This is a genomic window from Asaia prunellae JCM 25354 (assembly GCF_000613885.1).
In the GTDB taxonomy this organism is placed as follows: Bacteria; Pseudomonadota; Alphaproteobacteria; order Acetobacterales; family Acetobacteraceae; genus Asaia; species Asaia prunellae.
In genome coordinates this window covers 20,069-35,509 of record NZ_BAJV01000021.1, presented here as the reverse complement: position 1 = coordinate 35,509, position 15,441 = coordinate 20,069, and the positions used below count along the sequence as shown (strand labels likewise).

Genomic DNA, 15,441 nt, shown 5'->3' with positions numbered 1-15,441 from the left:
TTATTTTTATATAGTTTACGATTATATATAATATCTTGATTCTATTGATTCTAAAACATCTATCTTTCTCGGCAGTCCTATAAATCTTGGTTTATCCTCGTGCAAACTGTTACTAGCCGACGCACTGATGTTTCATATAATTGAAGATAAGCACGACCGGCTTACCATTTATACCCTGACATGTTAATAGACAACGATAACTCTTAGATCTCTTACAAAGATACAAATGGGGCCTGAAAATGTCAGAAACAAAACTGGGAATAGGAATCATAACTTACAATAGAGTGGAATCTCTTACGAAAACAATAAACGAGATTTTCAAAAATACTTCATGTCCGTTTGATTTCATTGTAGCAGACGATGGTTCGACAGACGAAACATTAGAATACTTGGCGAATAGTGAGGTAAATTATATATCTGGCAAAAATAAAGGTATATCGTGGAACCGAAATCGGGCTATATGGCACCTTAAAAACGAGCGTAAGTGTCAACAAATTATCATTTTTGAAGATGATTGTTTCCCAAATGCATTCGGCTGGGAGCAGGAGTGGATATCCGCCATCAATATGTATGGTCATATCAATTATATGCCTGATGTCACTCTGGAACTGGACAATGATGTCTCTTCCGGAGAGGGAACCGCTGCCAACCCTTTCATCGCACCAATGCATCAAGCTTTCTGCGTAGGCTATCATGCGAACGCATTAGACTATGTCGGATACCTAGATACACGCTTTGTTAAATACGGGGAGGAGCATGTTGAGCATACTCACAGGTTTCTAAGAGCGGGGTATGGAGGTCTCCTGCAAAAGCACACACCAGAGCGCGGGCAATTGTATTTCCTCAAAGGCGGATTAGACGTAACCCCCTCCACAAGCCATGGAAACCACGACATTGCGATGCTCAATCAGAGAATTCACGAATCGATCAAATATGATCAGATCTACAGATCACCATGGACGAGCGACGATGAAATGTTCGAGTTTCGCTCAGAAATAGATCGTTATCACCAGACAAACAGCGTGATTGATCAAAAAAAGAGATATGATTGTGTTGTATATTTAGGGTCAGACAAAACATATCTTGAATCTATAAAAAATATCGCAAATTGCGAGATAATTGAACTACTTCAAGGAATAATCGTACCAAACGCTAATCTAGAGCGCTCAATACGCTCTGAGTTTGCCGGATTTTTTCAGTCAGACTGCCCATATTCTTATCACGACGCAATTCGCTGTCGCGATACTCTTTGCATCTACACAGATTTCAAAAAAATTGAATTCCGATAATATTGTTTACGTTGAAGATTACAAAAAAGATGAGAGTAGTCTTTTAGAATTATTCAAGAAAAGAGTTGCACAACTAAAATCATTATCTGAGCAGAGAAAAAAAAATACTCTTTGTGCGAGACTGGAATGATACAATTCATTTCGAAGGTATACATAGGCCCGAGAACTCAGCACACCCAAACTATGTAAGTATAAAAAAATCTATAGAAGAAGTATTTAACATACAAGATTTCGATGTTCTCTATACAAATTTCGGTTATGTAAGCGACGAAATGAAAAAAGAATCCTTGATATTTTTAAATTGTATTGAAAGTAAATTCTCATCTGAATCGGAAAAGATAATTTCCTATATGAGACTAATTAGCCAAGTTATGTAATATTTATTCTTAAGTAAGAATAGTATATTTATATTCTATTTTGCCTTGGAATACTATAATTTCCTGTATAGGTTCTAAGGCATAGCTTGAGATCTTGGATGAGGATACCTTAGATCAAGGCTAGGATCTTTGGGGCCTATTAGGTCTTGATCTAGGCTGCGGCGATACAGATGACAGTCATACAAGGCGTGGCGATTTTTTCGTATCGTGTTGCGACGGCTCTCCACTCCTTGAGGCGCGCCCACAGGTTTTCAACCAAATACCGGTGGCCGATAAACTCATTGTCGGGCAGGCGACCTGTGGCTCGCTACGTCTGGGTGGAATGACAGGATGTGAGCCTCTGTCCCATAAGGCTTCGAGAGACCGGTTCGAGACATGACCCCGATCGCAGACGACGTAGCGTGGGGCAATGCATCTAGGAACGCCACGGCTGAAGGGCGCTCCTAGGCCTGCCCTAGCGTCAGGGTGAAAGACAGGGCTTTGCCGCGTCCGTCAGCGGCGACGCAGACTTAGCTGCCAAAGCCTTTACGCGAGCGACCAAGTGCCTCACGATTACCTCTATATCCTCGGAATTCCCCTTTTTTGGCGACTCCCGCCGGCTTGTGATGAGTCCGAATGTTCGTGCCGTTGAAGAATACCATGCCTACAGCGGGGGGGGTCCTTTACTTGTTCAAAAAGAAACTTGCCAGACGTCAAAGTTCGCCCATCGGATGAAGAGTTGGGCTGCAGGTCCACCATGGGCCGAACTCAGAAGGGACAGCTCGCTACTTCGTCCCATTCCGATGCCGTCAGAAAATTGCCGACATGGTCCGTCGCAGATCGCGCGACGGCGTCTTGCCTTTCAGGCGAACCGCCTCGATCATCGGCTCCCAAATGTTGGGTAAGATTGCTCGTCTGAATTTCATCGTTGAGTTCCCCCACCGCCAGGACAGGGATCGAAAGGTGTGACGGTTCTGCCTGCGGATAAACAGTGGAGCGTATCTTCACTGGATGACCCGCTTGGCAACACCTCATGCGCAACTACAATCACCGCATCTTTTTCTACGGGCCATAAATTCAGTCATTATGGAAGCCAATCTTACCCGAAGAAAAGCCCTTCCATGACATTTGGACAGGTTTCCAAGGAAACATTGTCGCAGAGATTGTGTCCTCTACGACAACCTTATCTAAGTTGATAATTTTTCGAATTATCCCAGATATTAAAAGATTTTCCATTATAGTAGTAAAATTTGATATTTTTTTGATTATTACACTATTCTCGCACGCTATCAAAAACGAAAGGATCGATCTCGACTTTCTGGCTCTCACGCGCTGCTTCGAGAAAGTTCTCCCATATTGGCACATAGTGTTCGTAGCCTGGCACATTCTGAAAAAACCAATGGCGCCAAGTATGAAATACCGGATCGTGCTCGCGATAATGATGATCATTAAGAATATTACGGCTGGCTGGCGCTTTAGGTCCATGAAAATGGACAATCTTCGCTCGGCTATTTACACCCCAATATGGCTTCCAGTTAAATTTTGCTGAAAGGGGACTCCAGTGTGCGTTGTAGAATATTCTAAGCAACTCTTGATCATATCCAGATATGAAATTGAAGTTGTCGCATAAAAATTCTACCATTGCAGGAAGATCATTCCGAATCCTGTTAAGATTAAGAATCATAACTCCTGAATTCATATCGCTGTAATAGTCCTGCTGACCGAATTGGCCACAAGCAGCAAAAATCTCCGGCCTGCAAAACTCAAGATCGGGATTGGAGAGGAACATCACATCGCAGTCAGTATACAGGACAAACTGATCTTTTGTCTCCAAGAGCGCCAGATCCAACCTCATAAAGGCACCAGCCGCTGTATCCATGTAATTAGGCCATTCCGGCTTTTGCTCTTCTTGGGCCTGTTTAAGCTTATCGAAAAAATGAATACGGTGATATATTACATTAACACCCTCAGCGGCCATTTCACGCGTGAAATCGCACTCAGCACCGTCAAATACCATGTGAGGAATCAGGCTGGTATTCTCTCTGGCCGATCTTACAGCGACTCGAATACAGTCGATAAAGCCATGATCCGGATCATTCGCTAACGTTTTCTCGGTTATGGCAAAAAACCACTTCATTGCTTAGATCCTTGGCTTTCGAGACATGAAACTCTCCAGACTATATGGTAGATGCATTCATAGCAGAACCCTGTTTTTTGCGACGTCTTGCATCTCGTACGGTAAAACACTTATGAGGCTGCACTAGAAGTTTCACTCTTCGACCACTCGATCTTTCCTGTATAAAGAAAGATAGAAATTCCATTACGAAAACATCTGCTATCGTACAATAAAACCTAACATAAAAATATTATTAAATTTTTTCGTATTAATATCATATTTATATTTTTATTGTATCTTCTTATGAAGAGTTTATTATTACTATAGGTACATGTATTGTTCGAATAATAATATTTTGTGTGATTTCATAATGGTCCCTTTAAACAATTTCAGAATTATACCTCTATCCCTAAATGTAGCCTCCAGAACAACGAGACGGCATGACCAATACTTCCCTCAAAAGGTGCGTTATCGGTTTAACATGCAAGGGGTGGCATGCGAGCGCATCGCTGATGCCCTAGGCTCAGGACTGATTGATTTGGGTGGGTAGATCTGTTGTCAGGCTTTGCAAGAGTGTGGCTCGCATAAGACATTCTACAATCGCTGGAAACGTTGAGGCGGCATGGGGATCTTTGCCCGGATGATGGATGGTCTGGCGACCGGCAGACTGGATTACCAGGCGATCATGATGGACGCGACCCACCTGAATGCGCACCGCAAGATGGCTCCTGGCTGATCGCGGCTATGATACCAACTGGTTCAGGGACAGGCTGGAGATCCCGCACGACGCCCGTGAATTACGACAAACGCCAATACCGGCGCCACAATCGTATCGAGATCATGTTCTGCCGGCTCAAGGACTGGAGGTGCGTCGCCACACGCTACGACAGATGCCCGACCGTGTTCTTCTCAGCCATCTGCCTCGCCGCAACCGTCATGTTCCGGCTATGTGTCCTGAGCCTAGCCGACACGCACAAGGCGTTCGCACAAAGCAATCAACGCGCTGCGTTAAGTGGCTCGATCCAACTAGGACATAGTTACAAGGTCTATAGCTGGTTGAGGGAGCCAACCCGATACTGAATCATAGCAGGATCCTTCAATTACATAATTTACAAGCAATACCTCAACTACGACCTCGATCGCAGCCCCTATGTCCCGCAGCTTCTTTAGAAAAAGAGTGGCTACTGCAAAAACCATCTTGTGCCACCAGAACGAAAATGAAACGATTATTCAGGAACTTTCCTCCCAACAAGGTTGCTTACCGATGCGTCTGTTTATTCCCCTCCTCGGTCTGGCATCCTGTCTGGGCTCAGCATTCGCGGCGCGCCCGGCCCCCAGCCAGAACATGCCGCTCTCGATGCGCCCTGTCTTCGACACGCTGGTCCTGCCGGATGCGCCCGATATCTGGCGCAGCGGCTCCGGGCGCCCCGGACCAGCCTATTGGCAGAACCGTGCCGATTATCGCATCGCCTCCCACATTGATACGGCCAGCCATGTGCTGACCGGCACCGAGACGATCACCTATACCAATAACAGTCCCGATACGCTCGACGTGCTCTGGCTACAGCTCGACCAGAACCTTTATCGCAAGGATTCCCGCTCCTGGGTGGCGTTTCCCGACTGGCACCCGGCCAGCTCGGAAGGCTATGCCATTGAGCGCGTGACGGTCGAGGTAAACAGCGTCGAAAAGCCCGTGGCGTTCCATATCTCCGATACCCGCATGCAGGTAAGCCTGCCAGAACCTCTTGCGGCGTCTGGCCATCCGTTGAAGATTCACGTCACCTGGCATCACACCATTCCGGGCGAATGGGGCGGACGCACGGCAGTCACCAAGGTCAAAGACGGAGAAATTTTCGAAGTCGCCCAATGGTACCCCCGGCTTTGCGTCTACGATGATCTGCGTGGCTGGGATACGCTCCCCTATCTCGGGCAGGAATTCTATCTCGAATACGGTACCATCGATTACGCTGTTACCGTACCATGGAACTTCACCGTAGTCGGATCCGGGGCGCTGACCAACCCGCAGGACGTGCTGACCGCTACAGAGCGTGCGCGCCTGGCCGAGGCGGCGAAAAGCGACAAGCGGGTGCTGATCCGTACCCCGCAAGATGTACTCGACCCGGCGAGCCATCTGGCACGCTCAGGCGAAAAGACCTGGCACTTCCATATGGAGAACACGCGGGACGTCGCCTTTGCCGCCTCATCAGCTTTCGTATGGGACGCTGCCAGACTCGACCTGCCTGCCTGCCGGTGGCCAAGGGGCAGAAACCGCAACCCCGTCTTGCCATGTCGGTCTATCCGCGTGAAGGCGCAGGCCCTCAGGCTTGGGACCGCTCGACCGACTATGTGAAGCACGCCATCGAGTATTTCTCGTCGCAATGGTATCCTTATCCTTGGCCCAACGCCGTCAATCTGGGCGGACATGGTGCGGGCATGGAATATCCCGGCATCGTCTTTGATGGCTGGCAGGACAAGAACGACCTTCTGTTCTGGATCACCACCCATGAGCTCGGTCATGGGTGGTTTCCGATGATCGTCGGCAGCAATGAGCGCCGTCATGCCTTCATGGATGAAGGATTCAACACGTTCATCGATGCCTATGCCTCGCAGCACTTCAATCATGGTGAATATGCACCGAAAAAAGATGCAGAGTACGCCCCGCAAACGGGCGACCCGGCAAAGGATATCGTGCCCGTACTGACCGCCCCAGACGCGCCGACACTCATGATGCCAGCCGAACTCGTACCGGAGAAATACCGTCACAAGGTGACCTATTTCAAAGGAGCCTATGGACTGACGCTTCTGCGCGAAAAGATACTGGGGCCAGAGCGGTTCGATCCTGCCTTTCGCGCCTATATCCGCACCTGGGCCTTCAAACACCCGACGCCATCCGATTTCTTCCGCTTCATGTCGAGCGAGGCTGGCGAAGACCTTACCTGGTTCTGGCGTGGCTGGTACTTCGAGAACTGGTGGCCGCAATACCGTCTGGACGGTTTTGTACAGAACCCCGCCTCACAGGGGGGAGAGAATACCGTGACTGTCGGTGTACGTAACGAGGGCAAGCTGATGCTCCCTGTTCTATTACGCGTGACATGGCAGGATGGCACCCATACCGAACGCCTGATTCCTACAGAAGCATGGATGCTGCATGACAGGCTTTCCTTGTCTTTCCCCGGTCATGGCACCCCCACAACCATCGCGCTCGATCCCAATCAGGGATTACCGATCCCTGATCGACGCGGGCTGATCCTCATACCAGAAACGTCAACCCACCCCTGAATGACTGGTCTTCATGCCAATGCAGAAGACCAGGCATCAACCGCAACCGTCTCTGCGCGCTCGGCCCAGGCGCCAGAAGATGCGAGACCGGCAGTTTCATTACGCTCTGCTGGCTCAAAGCCGAAAAAAAGCTGGGCCTCAGCCCAGACAGGAGAAGGTTGAGCCGCATGACTCTGGGCCAGCAGACGGGCAAGATCGGCGGCACCGGTCGAAAGATATCTGATCATTGAGACTGACCCTCACGACTGCACCCTCCGACCCGATCGCTTCATCAGGCGGGTAAGGCGCATGAAAAAAACGATCCGGGGCGAATGCCCTCGGAAAGACGCGGAAAGCGCTTCCGCGTGCTGACAATGGGATCAGCCTATATGATAGTGAGAGTCGTTCTCAACAACTATTTTCGTGTCGATAGGGAGATAAGGTAGCAAGCGCTTCTTTCTCCTGAAAAATCACAGCACGCTCTTCTTCCAGAAAAGGCCTGACGGCTCGGGCAAGCGCCGGGTCGCGTATGAAATGGCTCGAATAGGTCAGGCTTGGAAGATAACCACGCTGGATCTTGTGTTCTCCCTGTGCCCCAGCCTCGACCCACTCCAATCCCTCGGAAATAGCAAAATCGATGGCGCGGTAATAACAGAGCTCGAAATGCAGAAAAGGCCACTCGCCTTCACAACCCCAGTTACGCCCATAGAGCGTATCACGTCCGACAAGGTTGAGCGCTGCAGCAATTGGTGTCCCCTGATGCACGGCCTGCATCAGCACTACCTTTTCACCAAGACACTCCGAAAGCCGGGTAAAGAAGAGGCGGGTCAGATAGGCCTGTCCCCATTTGCGATCGATCGTCGCCTGATAGAAGTCATAAAAGCGGTCCCAATCCCTTGCCGTAATTTCCGGCCCGCGCAGAACACGGAATTCAAGACCGCAACCTTGCGCCTCCCGACGTTCGCGTCGGATGACTTTGCGTTTACGTGACGCAAGCGCGTCAAGAAACTGCTCGAAATCAGTATAATTCCTGTTATGCCAGTGATATTGCAGCCCAAGTCGCTCCATCCAGCCATGACCAGCAAGCACCTCCTGCTCTGCCTTTGTACAGAAAGTCATATGGACGGAGGATAATCCAAGCTCGCAACAGGCTTGACCCAGAGCATTGCCAAAAACGCCCCTGACGACATCCTGTGCCAGATGTGCAGGTCGATCAGTAAACGTTGTCCACTGACAGGCGAGAAAGGGACGGCGATCTGAAGTTTGGGGTAATATTGTCCACCCGCCTCCTCATAGGCGCGCGCCCAACTCTGATCGAAGACATATTCCCCGTAGGAATGTCCCTTGAGGAACAAGGGTGCCACAGCCACCAGAGCATCACCCTCACGCAGGGCCGCATAACGGGGTAACCATCCCGTTCTGGCACCAACAGAGCCGCTTTCTTCCAGCGCCAGAAAAAAGCCGTGACAGAGAAAGGATTATCGTCCCCTGCACAGCGATTCCAGGCAGAGGCGCCGATTTCGGTAATGGAGGCGTGAAGTGTCAGGGACCAGTCCGTCATGGCCGGCATGTGGGCTGTTCCCTGAACCGAATCAACCGCCAGCATAAGGCTGGCCGTTGAAAAGCAGTCAGATCAGGCTATTTCGATCAGGGCTTCAACCTCGACAGGCGCATCGAGTGGCAATGAGGGCACACCGATTGTCGAACGCGCATGACGTCCGGCTTCACCGAATACGGCTACAGCCAGATCGGAAGCACCGTTCATGACCGTGGCATGCTGCGTGAAATCCGGGGTGCAGGCAATAAAGCCCCCGAGACGCACGATACGCTTCACCTTTGACAGATCACCCAGCTCAGCCTGAACCTGCGCCAGAACATTCAGCAGGCAGAGTTCGGCACATTCACGCCCCAGCTCAGGCGACACGTCCTCGCCCAGCTTGCCTGTGACCCTGAGTGTGCCACCAGACAGTGGCAACTGGCCGGAAACAACCAGAAGAGACCCTGTACGGGCAACAGTACGTAAGTGGCAACAGGCGCAGCCGCCTTGGGAAGATTCAGACCGAGAGCGGCAAGACGGGCAGAGGGTGTGTCAGACATGGACGTGTCTCCTTGCTGAGAGGGATGTCTTCCCTCAGCTGACCAGACGCAGCCTGCCACGCTCACGCGGGGGAAGATCACCGGGAATATCCAGTGGCAACATCGGATCCTCTTCGATCAGATGAGGATCTTCAGGCGCACTGTCGGGCAGGCGTTTGCCCAAATAGCTATCTGACAGCGCCCTGAATGCATAATCAAGCAGGGATGACGCATAGGCTGCGACCGGATCGCCCTCAACAGTGCCTGCCGGCCCGAAACGGGTATGGGCAAATTGCTCCACATAGGCAGCAAGAGGGGCACCATGCTGCAAACCGATCGTGACAGCCTGACCGACACTTTCCAGCAGACCCCGCACCATCGAACTTTCACGCCCGGGCGTCAGGGAAATTTCGCCAAGCGAACCATCTTCGTATTCGCCGGTACGCAGATACAGGCGATGTCCCCCAACAGCGGTACGTTGCGTAAAGCCCCCATGACGGGTCGGCAGGGGACGACGTGCACCGCGTTCCAGTCGTGCCGTCAGCGGCAGGGAAAGTCCCGGGTCGGGTCGGGAGGGCATACGATCGACAAAGCCGGTCAACGCGCGGTGCATCGAGAGATGTGCTTCCGGTCCGGGCTGAGGAAGCGGATTGTTACCGAGCACGGCAGAAGCCAGAGCCGATTCAAGCTGAGCCCACGATGAGCAAGCCGCGACAGGCGCTGGCGCGCAAATGACCGTCGGCACGCAAGGGAGAGAATATTGGCGCCAGACCACAGGATTCAACGCCAAGCAGTGCATCAACAGGACCGGGAAGAGAAAAGCCGGTCTCGATCAGCACCCGATTGGGCAGATCAGGCAGACTGTCTTCCATCTCGTCACGAATCTGACGTCCGGTAATCTCAAGCCCGGCAATCGGACAGGAGACAGGAGGCAGGGGAACCGGGCCTGCTCCCTGTCGCGCCAGAGAGGTTGCAAGCCAGCTCAGATAACAGGCTGCATCACGACCACGTTCACTGTCGTAATCGAGCCCCATGAGGGCGAGGCAGCTATCAAGATTGGTAAGAAGCAGCGTACCTGCCGGACCACCCAGAACGTTCTGTTCCGATGTCGCGCCTGATGGTGCATCAAAAAGAGGCAGCTCACCATTGAGCATCGGCCCGTTGACCGCATGCAGACGGCGCAATGCCGTACAGGCAAGGCGCAACGTCTCGACGAAACGCTCTCCCACAAAATCGCCTTCGTGCACGAACGCCGCCAGATTGACGACAAACCCGGCACGACGATCGACCTGACCCTGCCACAACCCGGCAAAAGGGGCGATCTGTCGTTCCAGCAAGGCGCCAGCCAGAGCCGGCCCCAGTCTGGAATTTGTGGTCTCCGCTTCACCGCACAGTGCAGGCAGTCCATCGATACGCTCAAGCCAGCGTGCGGCTTCGCTCGACAGGCGAAGTGCTCCTGTCGTGGTCGAAAGCTGCAGAAGCGCAATCGCCGCCTCGTCTTCCCAGCTGGCAGGAAGCGTTACAGCACGCAGGACGAGATCGTCAGGATCGGCAGCGACATGCGCAACGCGCATACGCACCCCGTTCCAATGGAGAAGCGTTGTCATGGCTTGGAATCTAGGCGTCGAATCGTGGTGGGAAAAGGGGTATTCGACCGGGTAGACAGGCGATAATGGTCCGCATAGTGGGGATATGGTGGATAACATTCCCGACCCTCTGGCCGGGCGGGGTGATGGACGCTGGCAAGGGAAGCCTGTAGGATCGAGATTACATGTATTTCCTGCACTGCCTCTTCTGCGACCCAAGCCTGTGAGTTCCGAAATCCCATGAGTTCATTGCCTGGCGTTCGCCCCCGTCGCGATTTTCTCGAGCTGACAACCGGCTTTCTGGTCCTTGCCGCTCTGGCAGCACTTCTGGCTCTTGCTGTGCTTGGCCGCAGTCAGGGCGGTTCAGATGGCTATACGCTCCATGCCGTATTCAATCAGATTGACGGGCTTTCGGTTGGGTCAGATGTCCGTCTCGCGGGGATCACGGTTGGTCATGTAACAGCTGAGACAGTCGATCCTGCAAACTACCGCGCCAAGGTCAGCTTTACCGTGCGCAATGGTATTGCCCTGCCAACAGACAGTGCTGCCATCGTGACCTCTGACAGTCTCCTGGGGGGGAAGTACATTGCCCTCTCTCCCGGCGGGGATGAACAGAATCTCAAGGCAGGCGGCATTGTCTCGCAAACACAGGCGCGATCAGCCTTGAACAGCTTCTGAGCAAATTCATCTTCTCAGTCACGGATTCACTCGACAAAAGCCACAAGGCCACTGCCCCATGAGCAGCCCCACCCTCTGGACAGATCGCCAGGGCAGCCCCATTGCCTGTGTCGAAAAGCTCAAGGTGCTGCGAGAAAACGAGACTGAGCTGCGCCAGAACTTGCAGGATGTCTTTGAAGACGCACTTCTGATGGGCGTGGATCCTGAAGCCATGCGTCGCCATCTGATCGAGATGATTGCAGCACTCAAGGAGCTTGGTGCATGAAAAAGGCTTCCTCTCGAAACAGGCTCTTTGTCGTTCTTCCCCTCCTGATGGCCCCCTGCCTGACACTGCGAGATGCGATCATATCGCCCGTCTGGGCTGCAGAGGCCGTTGCACCCCCTGTCATGTATCCTGCTGATCTGTGGCAGGGCCGCGGCGAAGCCGTTATCCGCATACTCAACCGCACCGATTCACACATTGAGACCCTGACTGTCCCCGTTGGCGGCCAGGCACAGTATCGTAGCCTGCATGTGGGTGTTACGCGCTGCGTCGAACGTCCTGAAACTCTTCCCCGTGATGCCGCAGCCCTGATTACAACCACTGACGAGACGGATCCGGACACACATTATGAAGGATGGATCCTGGCCGAGGAGCCTTCGCTTACCGGATACAAAAGCGCGCTCTATGGCATCTCCATCGTGTCCTGCTCGGGACCGAAAGCCGATCCTTCTCTGGCTCCTCTGCCCCATCCGTTCTGCCGACCCTCACCAGGGCAACTGCTGAAGGTGCCCAGAACCAGCCTGGCGATCTGGATGATCCCAACCACGCACCCACCGGACCGGGCGTCATGCCTTCCCAGAGCCCTCCCCGCGTTCCTGCGGGTTTTCCCGGCTCCCCCGGTTCTCTGCCAGGCAGGCCATCCACAGCACCAGCCGGTGGCCCTACAGCCCTGACCCCGCTGGGAGAGTCATCAGCCCCATCCCGCCCGACAGCTTCTGCAACACGACAAATACCGCAGCAAATGCCAAGACAGCTACCGCATCAGGAAAGCGGCGGCCCCACGCAACTCGCACCTCTCTCGGTGGCACCGGGCAGGCACTGCCACCACCTCAGCCTTACAATTGACGATTACGTGATTGAAATGGTCTCCTGACCATATTCTGATCAGATTTGAGGGCAATAACGCGGCTGTCCCCGCATTCCGGTGCAACTGCGTTTCTATGAGGAAGTTATCAGACTCATGACAACCCCCTCTCATCCGGCTCGCCCGTCATTCGAACAGAAAGCCCCTCCAGCCAGGAGAGCAGCTTTTCTGCTCGATTTTGACGGTACCCTAGTCGATATTGCACCGACCCCTGACTCTGTTCGGGTCGAACCCGGTCTCATCGATACCCTTCTTCACCTGAAGGAAGTCTGTGGCGGTGCCCTTGCCATTGTCACCGGCAGACCCATTGCACAGATCGATCACTTTCTTCCTGGCGTAGCGACGGCCATTGCCGGTGAACATGGCCTTACCCTACGTCGCCATCCCGGCATTCCTGAAGAACCCGTCACAGCCACACCACTTCCCGAAGAATGGCTCGATCAGGCCCGGATGCTTGTGGCCAGTACGCCCAATACAGCAATCGAACACAAGAAAGCCGGTCTGGTGCTTCATTATCGTGGCAACCCCGATGCCGAACACTCCTTCAGGACAGCTATAGAGACGTGGCTGGCCGGTCAGGACCAGTTCGAAATCCATCCATCCAAAATGGCATGGGAGATTCGTCTCGCTGGCATTCACAAAGGCAAGGCGGTTGAAGCTCTCATGACACAGTCGCCATTTGCAGGCCGTGTACCCGTTTTCGTCGGTGATGACGTGACCGATATGGACGGAATCCGTGCGGCCCGCGCCATGGGAGGCTATGGCTATCTCATCCCCGATGATTTTCCGACAGGCCATGATTTCCGGACCTGGCTTGCCCGCTATGGGGAGAATGCCTGATGGGTCGCCTTGTTGTTGTTTCCAATCGCGTACCGGCGCCCCGCGAACGCAGTCAGCCCGCAGGCGGCCTTGCCGTCGGTGTACGGGATGCGGTGCGTGGTACTGAAAGCCTCTGGTTTGGCTGGTCCGGCCGTCATGCCAGCCAGTCCAAAGATCAGACGCCAAAGCTCGATACCCATGATGGCTGTACCTATGCCACAATCGATCTGACACGCAGCCAGTACGAGCATTTCTACGAAAATTTCTCCAACGGTCTGCTCTGGCCTCTTTGCCATTATCGTATCGGAATTATCGATTACAAGCGCCTTGACTACAAGATCTACCGTGAGGTCAATGCTCTTTTCGCTGATCAGCTTGTCCCTCTGCTGCGCGATGACGATACGATCTGGATTCACGACTATCATCTCTTCCCCCTGGGCGCGAAACTGCGCAGACGTGGGGTCAAAGCCAAGATCGGATTCTTTCTTCACATTCCCTTTCCGCCGTGGAGTGTGACACGCGTCCTGCCCTGCGCCGAAGAGATGCTGCGGGAAATGGCTGCCTATGATCTGATCGGCGTGCAGACTGTCGAGGATGCCCGCAATATGGACGGGTGTTTCGAAGCCAATAATCTGCCCAGACGTGCTGCCCATTTTCCTATCGGCATCGACCCGGTCGAATTCGGCGAACAGGCCATCCAGAACGTCATGGCCGAGGAAGTGCAACGCCTCCAGGCCTCCCTGCGGGGACGCAAGCTCATTCTTGGTGTCGATCGCCTTGATTATTCCAAGGGTATTCCCGAGCGTATCCACGGCTATGAGACCTTCCTGAACCGCTACCCTGAGCACAAGGGCGAGACAGTTCTGCTCCAGATTACCCCGGTCTCACGCGCCGGTGTTGCCAGCTATCGCGCCCTGCGTCGCGAACTCGACGAAATGGCAGGCCATATCAATGCCATGCACGGTAATTTCGACTGGTCACCTATCCGCTACCTCACTCAGTCCGTACCCAGAGAAGTTCTGGCCGGGTTCCATCGCATTGCCGACGTTGCTCTTGTAACGCCGTTACGTGACGGCATGAATCTGGTGGCAAAGGAATTCGTGGCTGCCCAGAGCCCGGATAATCCCGGAGCGCTCATTCTCTCTTCTCTGGCAGGTGCCGCGCCCGAGATGGATGAAGCGCTTATGGTGAACCCCTATGATCGCGAGGGTATCGCCGACGCCATTCATGCTGGAATCACAATGAGTCTTGAAGAGAGACAGAGACGCTGGCAGGCTCTGCATCGTGATGTGACCCAGAATACGGCAGCCAACTGGGCCGATCGCTTTCTTGAAATGCTCAGAGAGACCGAAAGACAGGAATGATTGCGCGACTGACTGGTGGATTACTGTTTCTCGCCGGTTTTACCGCGCTCTTCATAGCCTATTGGGCAGAGCATATTCTTGGCTACGCGCCTTGTGAACTCTGCCTGATCGAGCGTGCCCCGTGGCGTATTGTCGCTTTTCTGGGAGTGATTGCCTTGCTCATTCCCGGGATGGTCGGATTCTGGGCAACCGTTCTCTCTCTGCCGGCTCTGGCCGCCGCCGTTATGCTGGCGGGACTCCATAACGGTGTTGAACAGAAATGGTGGGAAAGTCCTCTGCCTGCCTGCCATGCTCCTGTCTTCCATGCCGGTAGCAGTTTTCGGGAAAGACTGGCCTCCATGCCCATGCGCCCGGCCAAACCGTGTGATGACCCGACCTATCTCTTTCATCTGCCCGTCTCGATGACTGTTCTTGGTGGTATTGCTGCGGCACTTCTTTTCATCGTTATAAGCTACAGCGTCGTTCTCCAGGCACGACGCTGGCATGCTGCACGCTAGGAATATCTCGCGACAATCTGTTCCGGATGCGCAAAAAAATCCTTTCCGGCCCACCTCGTTTTGCTGACGGGGAAATCTCTTCCGTACGGAAGCAGATGGCAGATTGCCAATCGTACAGCGGAAATGACAAGTCTCAGATAACAGCTCACGCTTTTTTCACTACCATAGTGACTGTTTGATAATTCCGTTGATAGACGGCCGGATATTTTCCATATAGAAATAGTAAACAAGTTAATTAAATTTGTTTCCGCAACAAGAATTTGCCGGTAATTCAG

10 protein-coding genes and 6 pseudogenes are annotated in these 15,441 nt (G+C 53.0%); 9 read left to right on the top strand and 7 right to left on the bottom strand.

Annotation, left to right across the window (positions count from 1 at the left end; translation table 11 throughout):
• Positions 1 to 239 precede the first annotated feature (239 nt).
• Entirely contained in the window at positions 240 to 1,289 is a 1,050-nt protein-coding gene (locus JCM25354_RS14580) for a glycosyltransferase family 2 protein (protein WP_025886579.1), read from the top strand.
• Between the two features lie 528 nt (positions 1,290 to 1,817).
• Here JCM25354_RS14580 and JCM25354_RS21790 read toward each other — a convergent pair.
• A pseudogene (locus JCM25354_RS21790) lies at positions 1,818 to 2,571 on the bottom strand (IS5 family transposase).
• A 347-nt stretch (positions 2,572 to 2,918) separates the two neighbouring features.
• Positions 2,919 to 3,782: a glycosyltransferase family protein gene (locus tag JCM25354_RS14570; RefSeq protein ID WP_025886575.1), complete on the bottom strand. Its 864-nt coding sequence runs from the start codon at positions 3,780 to 3,782 to the stop codon at positions 2,919 to 2,921.
• Positions 3,783 to 4,317: 535 nt separating this feature from the next.
• Here JCM25354_RS14570 and JCM25354_RS22785 point away from each other — a divergent pair.
• A pseudogene (locus JCM25354_RS22785) lies at positions 4,318 to 4,709 on the top strand (hypothetical protein); the annotation flags it as partial.
• A 316-nt stretch (positions 4,710 to 5,025) separates the two neighbouring features.
• Positions 5,026 to 7,040 (top strand): annotated as a pseudogene (locus JCM25354_RS19345) (M1 family metallopeptidase).
• A gap of 11 nt (positions 7,041 to 7,051) precedes the next feature.
• On the opposite strand, the gene JCM25354_RS14555 reads toward JCM25354_RS19345, so the two are convergent.
• The 5 genes and pseudogenes from JCM25354_RS14555 to JCM25354_RS22775 form a co-directional block, all read right to left on the bottom strand.
• A complete protein-coding gene (locus JCM25354_RS14555) occupies positions 7,052 to 7,267 on the bottom strand; it encodes a hypothetical protein (protein WP_025886574.1) in 216 nt (71 codons plus the stop codon).
• 160 nt (positions 7,268 to 7,427) lie between these two features.
• Positions 7,428 to 8,580: pseudogene (locus JCM25354_RS19340) on the bottom strand (GNAT family N-acetyltransferase).
• 72 nt (positions 8,581 to 8,652) lie between these two features.
• Positions 8,653 to 9,116, bottom strand: a pseudogene (locus JCM25354_RS19335) (RidA family protein).
• A gap of 34 nt (positions 9,117 to 9,150) precedes the next feature.
• Positions 9,151 to 9,759: a TSCPD domain-containing protein gene (locus JCM25354_RS22780; protein ID WP_243444091.1), complete on the bottom strand. Its 609-nt coding sequence runs from the start codon at positions 9,757 to 9,759 to the stop codon at positions 9,151 to 9,153.
• Between the two features lie 19 nt (positions 9,760 to 9,778).
• Complete coding sequence (locus JCM25354_RS22775) at positions 9,779 to 10,702, bottom strand: hypothetical protein (RefSeq protein WP_243444090.1); 924 nt, start codon at positions 10,700 to 10,702, stop codon at positions 9,779 to 9,781.
• A gap of 219 nt (positions 10,703 to 10,921) precedes the next feature.
• Here JCM25354_RS22775 and mlaD point away from each other — a divergent pair.
• From mlaD to JCM25354_RS14510, 6 genes and pseudogenes are all read left to right on the top strand, one after another.
• Positions 10,922 to 11,421, top strand: a pseudogene (gene mlaD / locus JCM25354_RS19325) (outer membrane lipid asymmetry maintenance protein MlaD).
• Positions 11,418 to 11,624, top strand: coding sequence for a hypothetical protein (locus tag JCM25354_RS14530; RefSeq protein WP_025886572.1), 207 nt, complete (start codon positions 11,418 to 11,420; stop codon positions 11,622 to 11,624). Before mlaD ends, JCM25354_RS14530 begins: the two are co-directional and overlap by 4 nt.
• Complete coding sequence (locus JCM25354_RS19320; RefSeq protein ID WP_051537436.1) at positions 11,621 to 12,295, top strand: DUF2155 domain-containing protein; 675 nt, start codon at positions 11,621 to 11,623, stop codon at positions 12,293 to 12,295. The genes JCM25354_RS14530 and JCM25354_RS19320 overlap by 4 nt, the downstream gene beginning before the upstream one ends.
• 287 nt (positions 12,296 to 12,582) lie before the next feature.
• Complete coding sequence (gene otsB, locus JCM25354_RS14520; RefSeq protein WP_025886570.1) at positions 12,583 to 13,326, top strand: trehalose-phosphatase; 744 nt, start codon at positions 12,583 to 12,585, stop codon at positions 13,324 to 13,326.
• The gene (locus JCM25354_RS14515; RefSeq protein ID WP_025886568.1) at positions 13,326 to 14,669 is read left to right on the top strand and encodes an alpha,alpha-trehalose-phosphate synthase (UDP-forming); all 1,344 of its coding nucleotides are present in this window, start codon (positions 13,326 to 13,328) and stop codon (positions 14,667 to 14,669) included. Before otsB ends, JCM25354_RS14515 begins: the two co-directional genes overlap by 1 nt.
• Positions 14,666 to 15,166, top strand: a complete 501-nt coding sequence (locus tag JCM25354_RS14510; protein WP_051537435.1) for a disulfide bond formation protein B — start codon at positions 14,666 to 14,668, stop codon at positions 15,164 to 15,166. The genes JCM25354_RS14515 and JCM25354_RS14510 overlap by 4 nt, the downstream gene beginning before the upstream one ends.
• Positions 15,167 to 15,441: the final 275 nt, after the last annotated feature.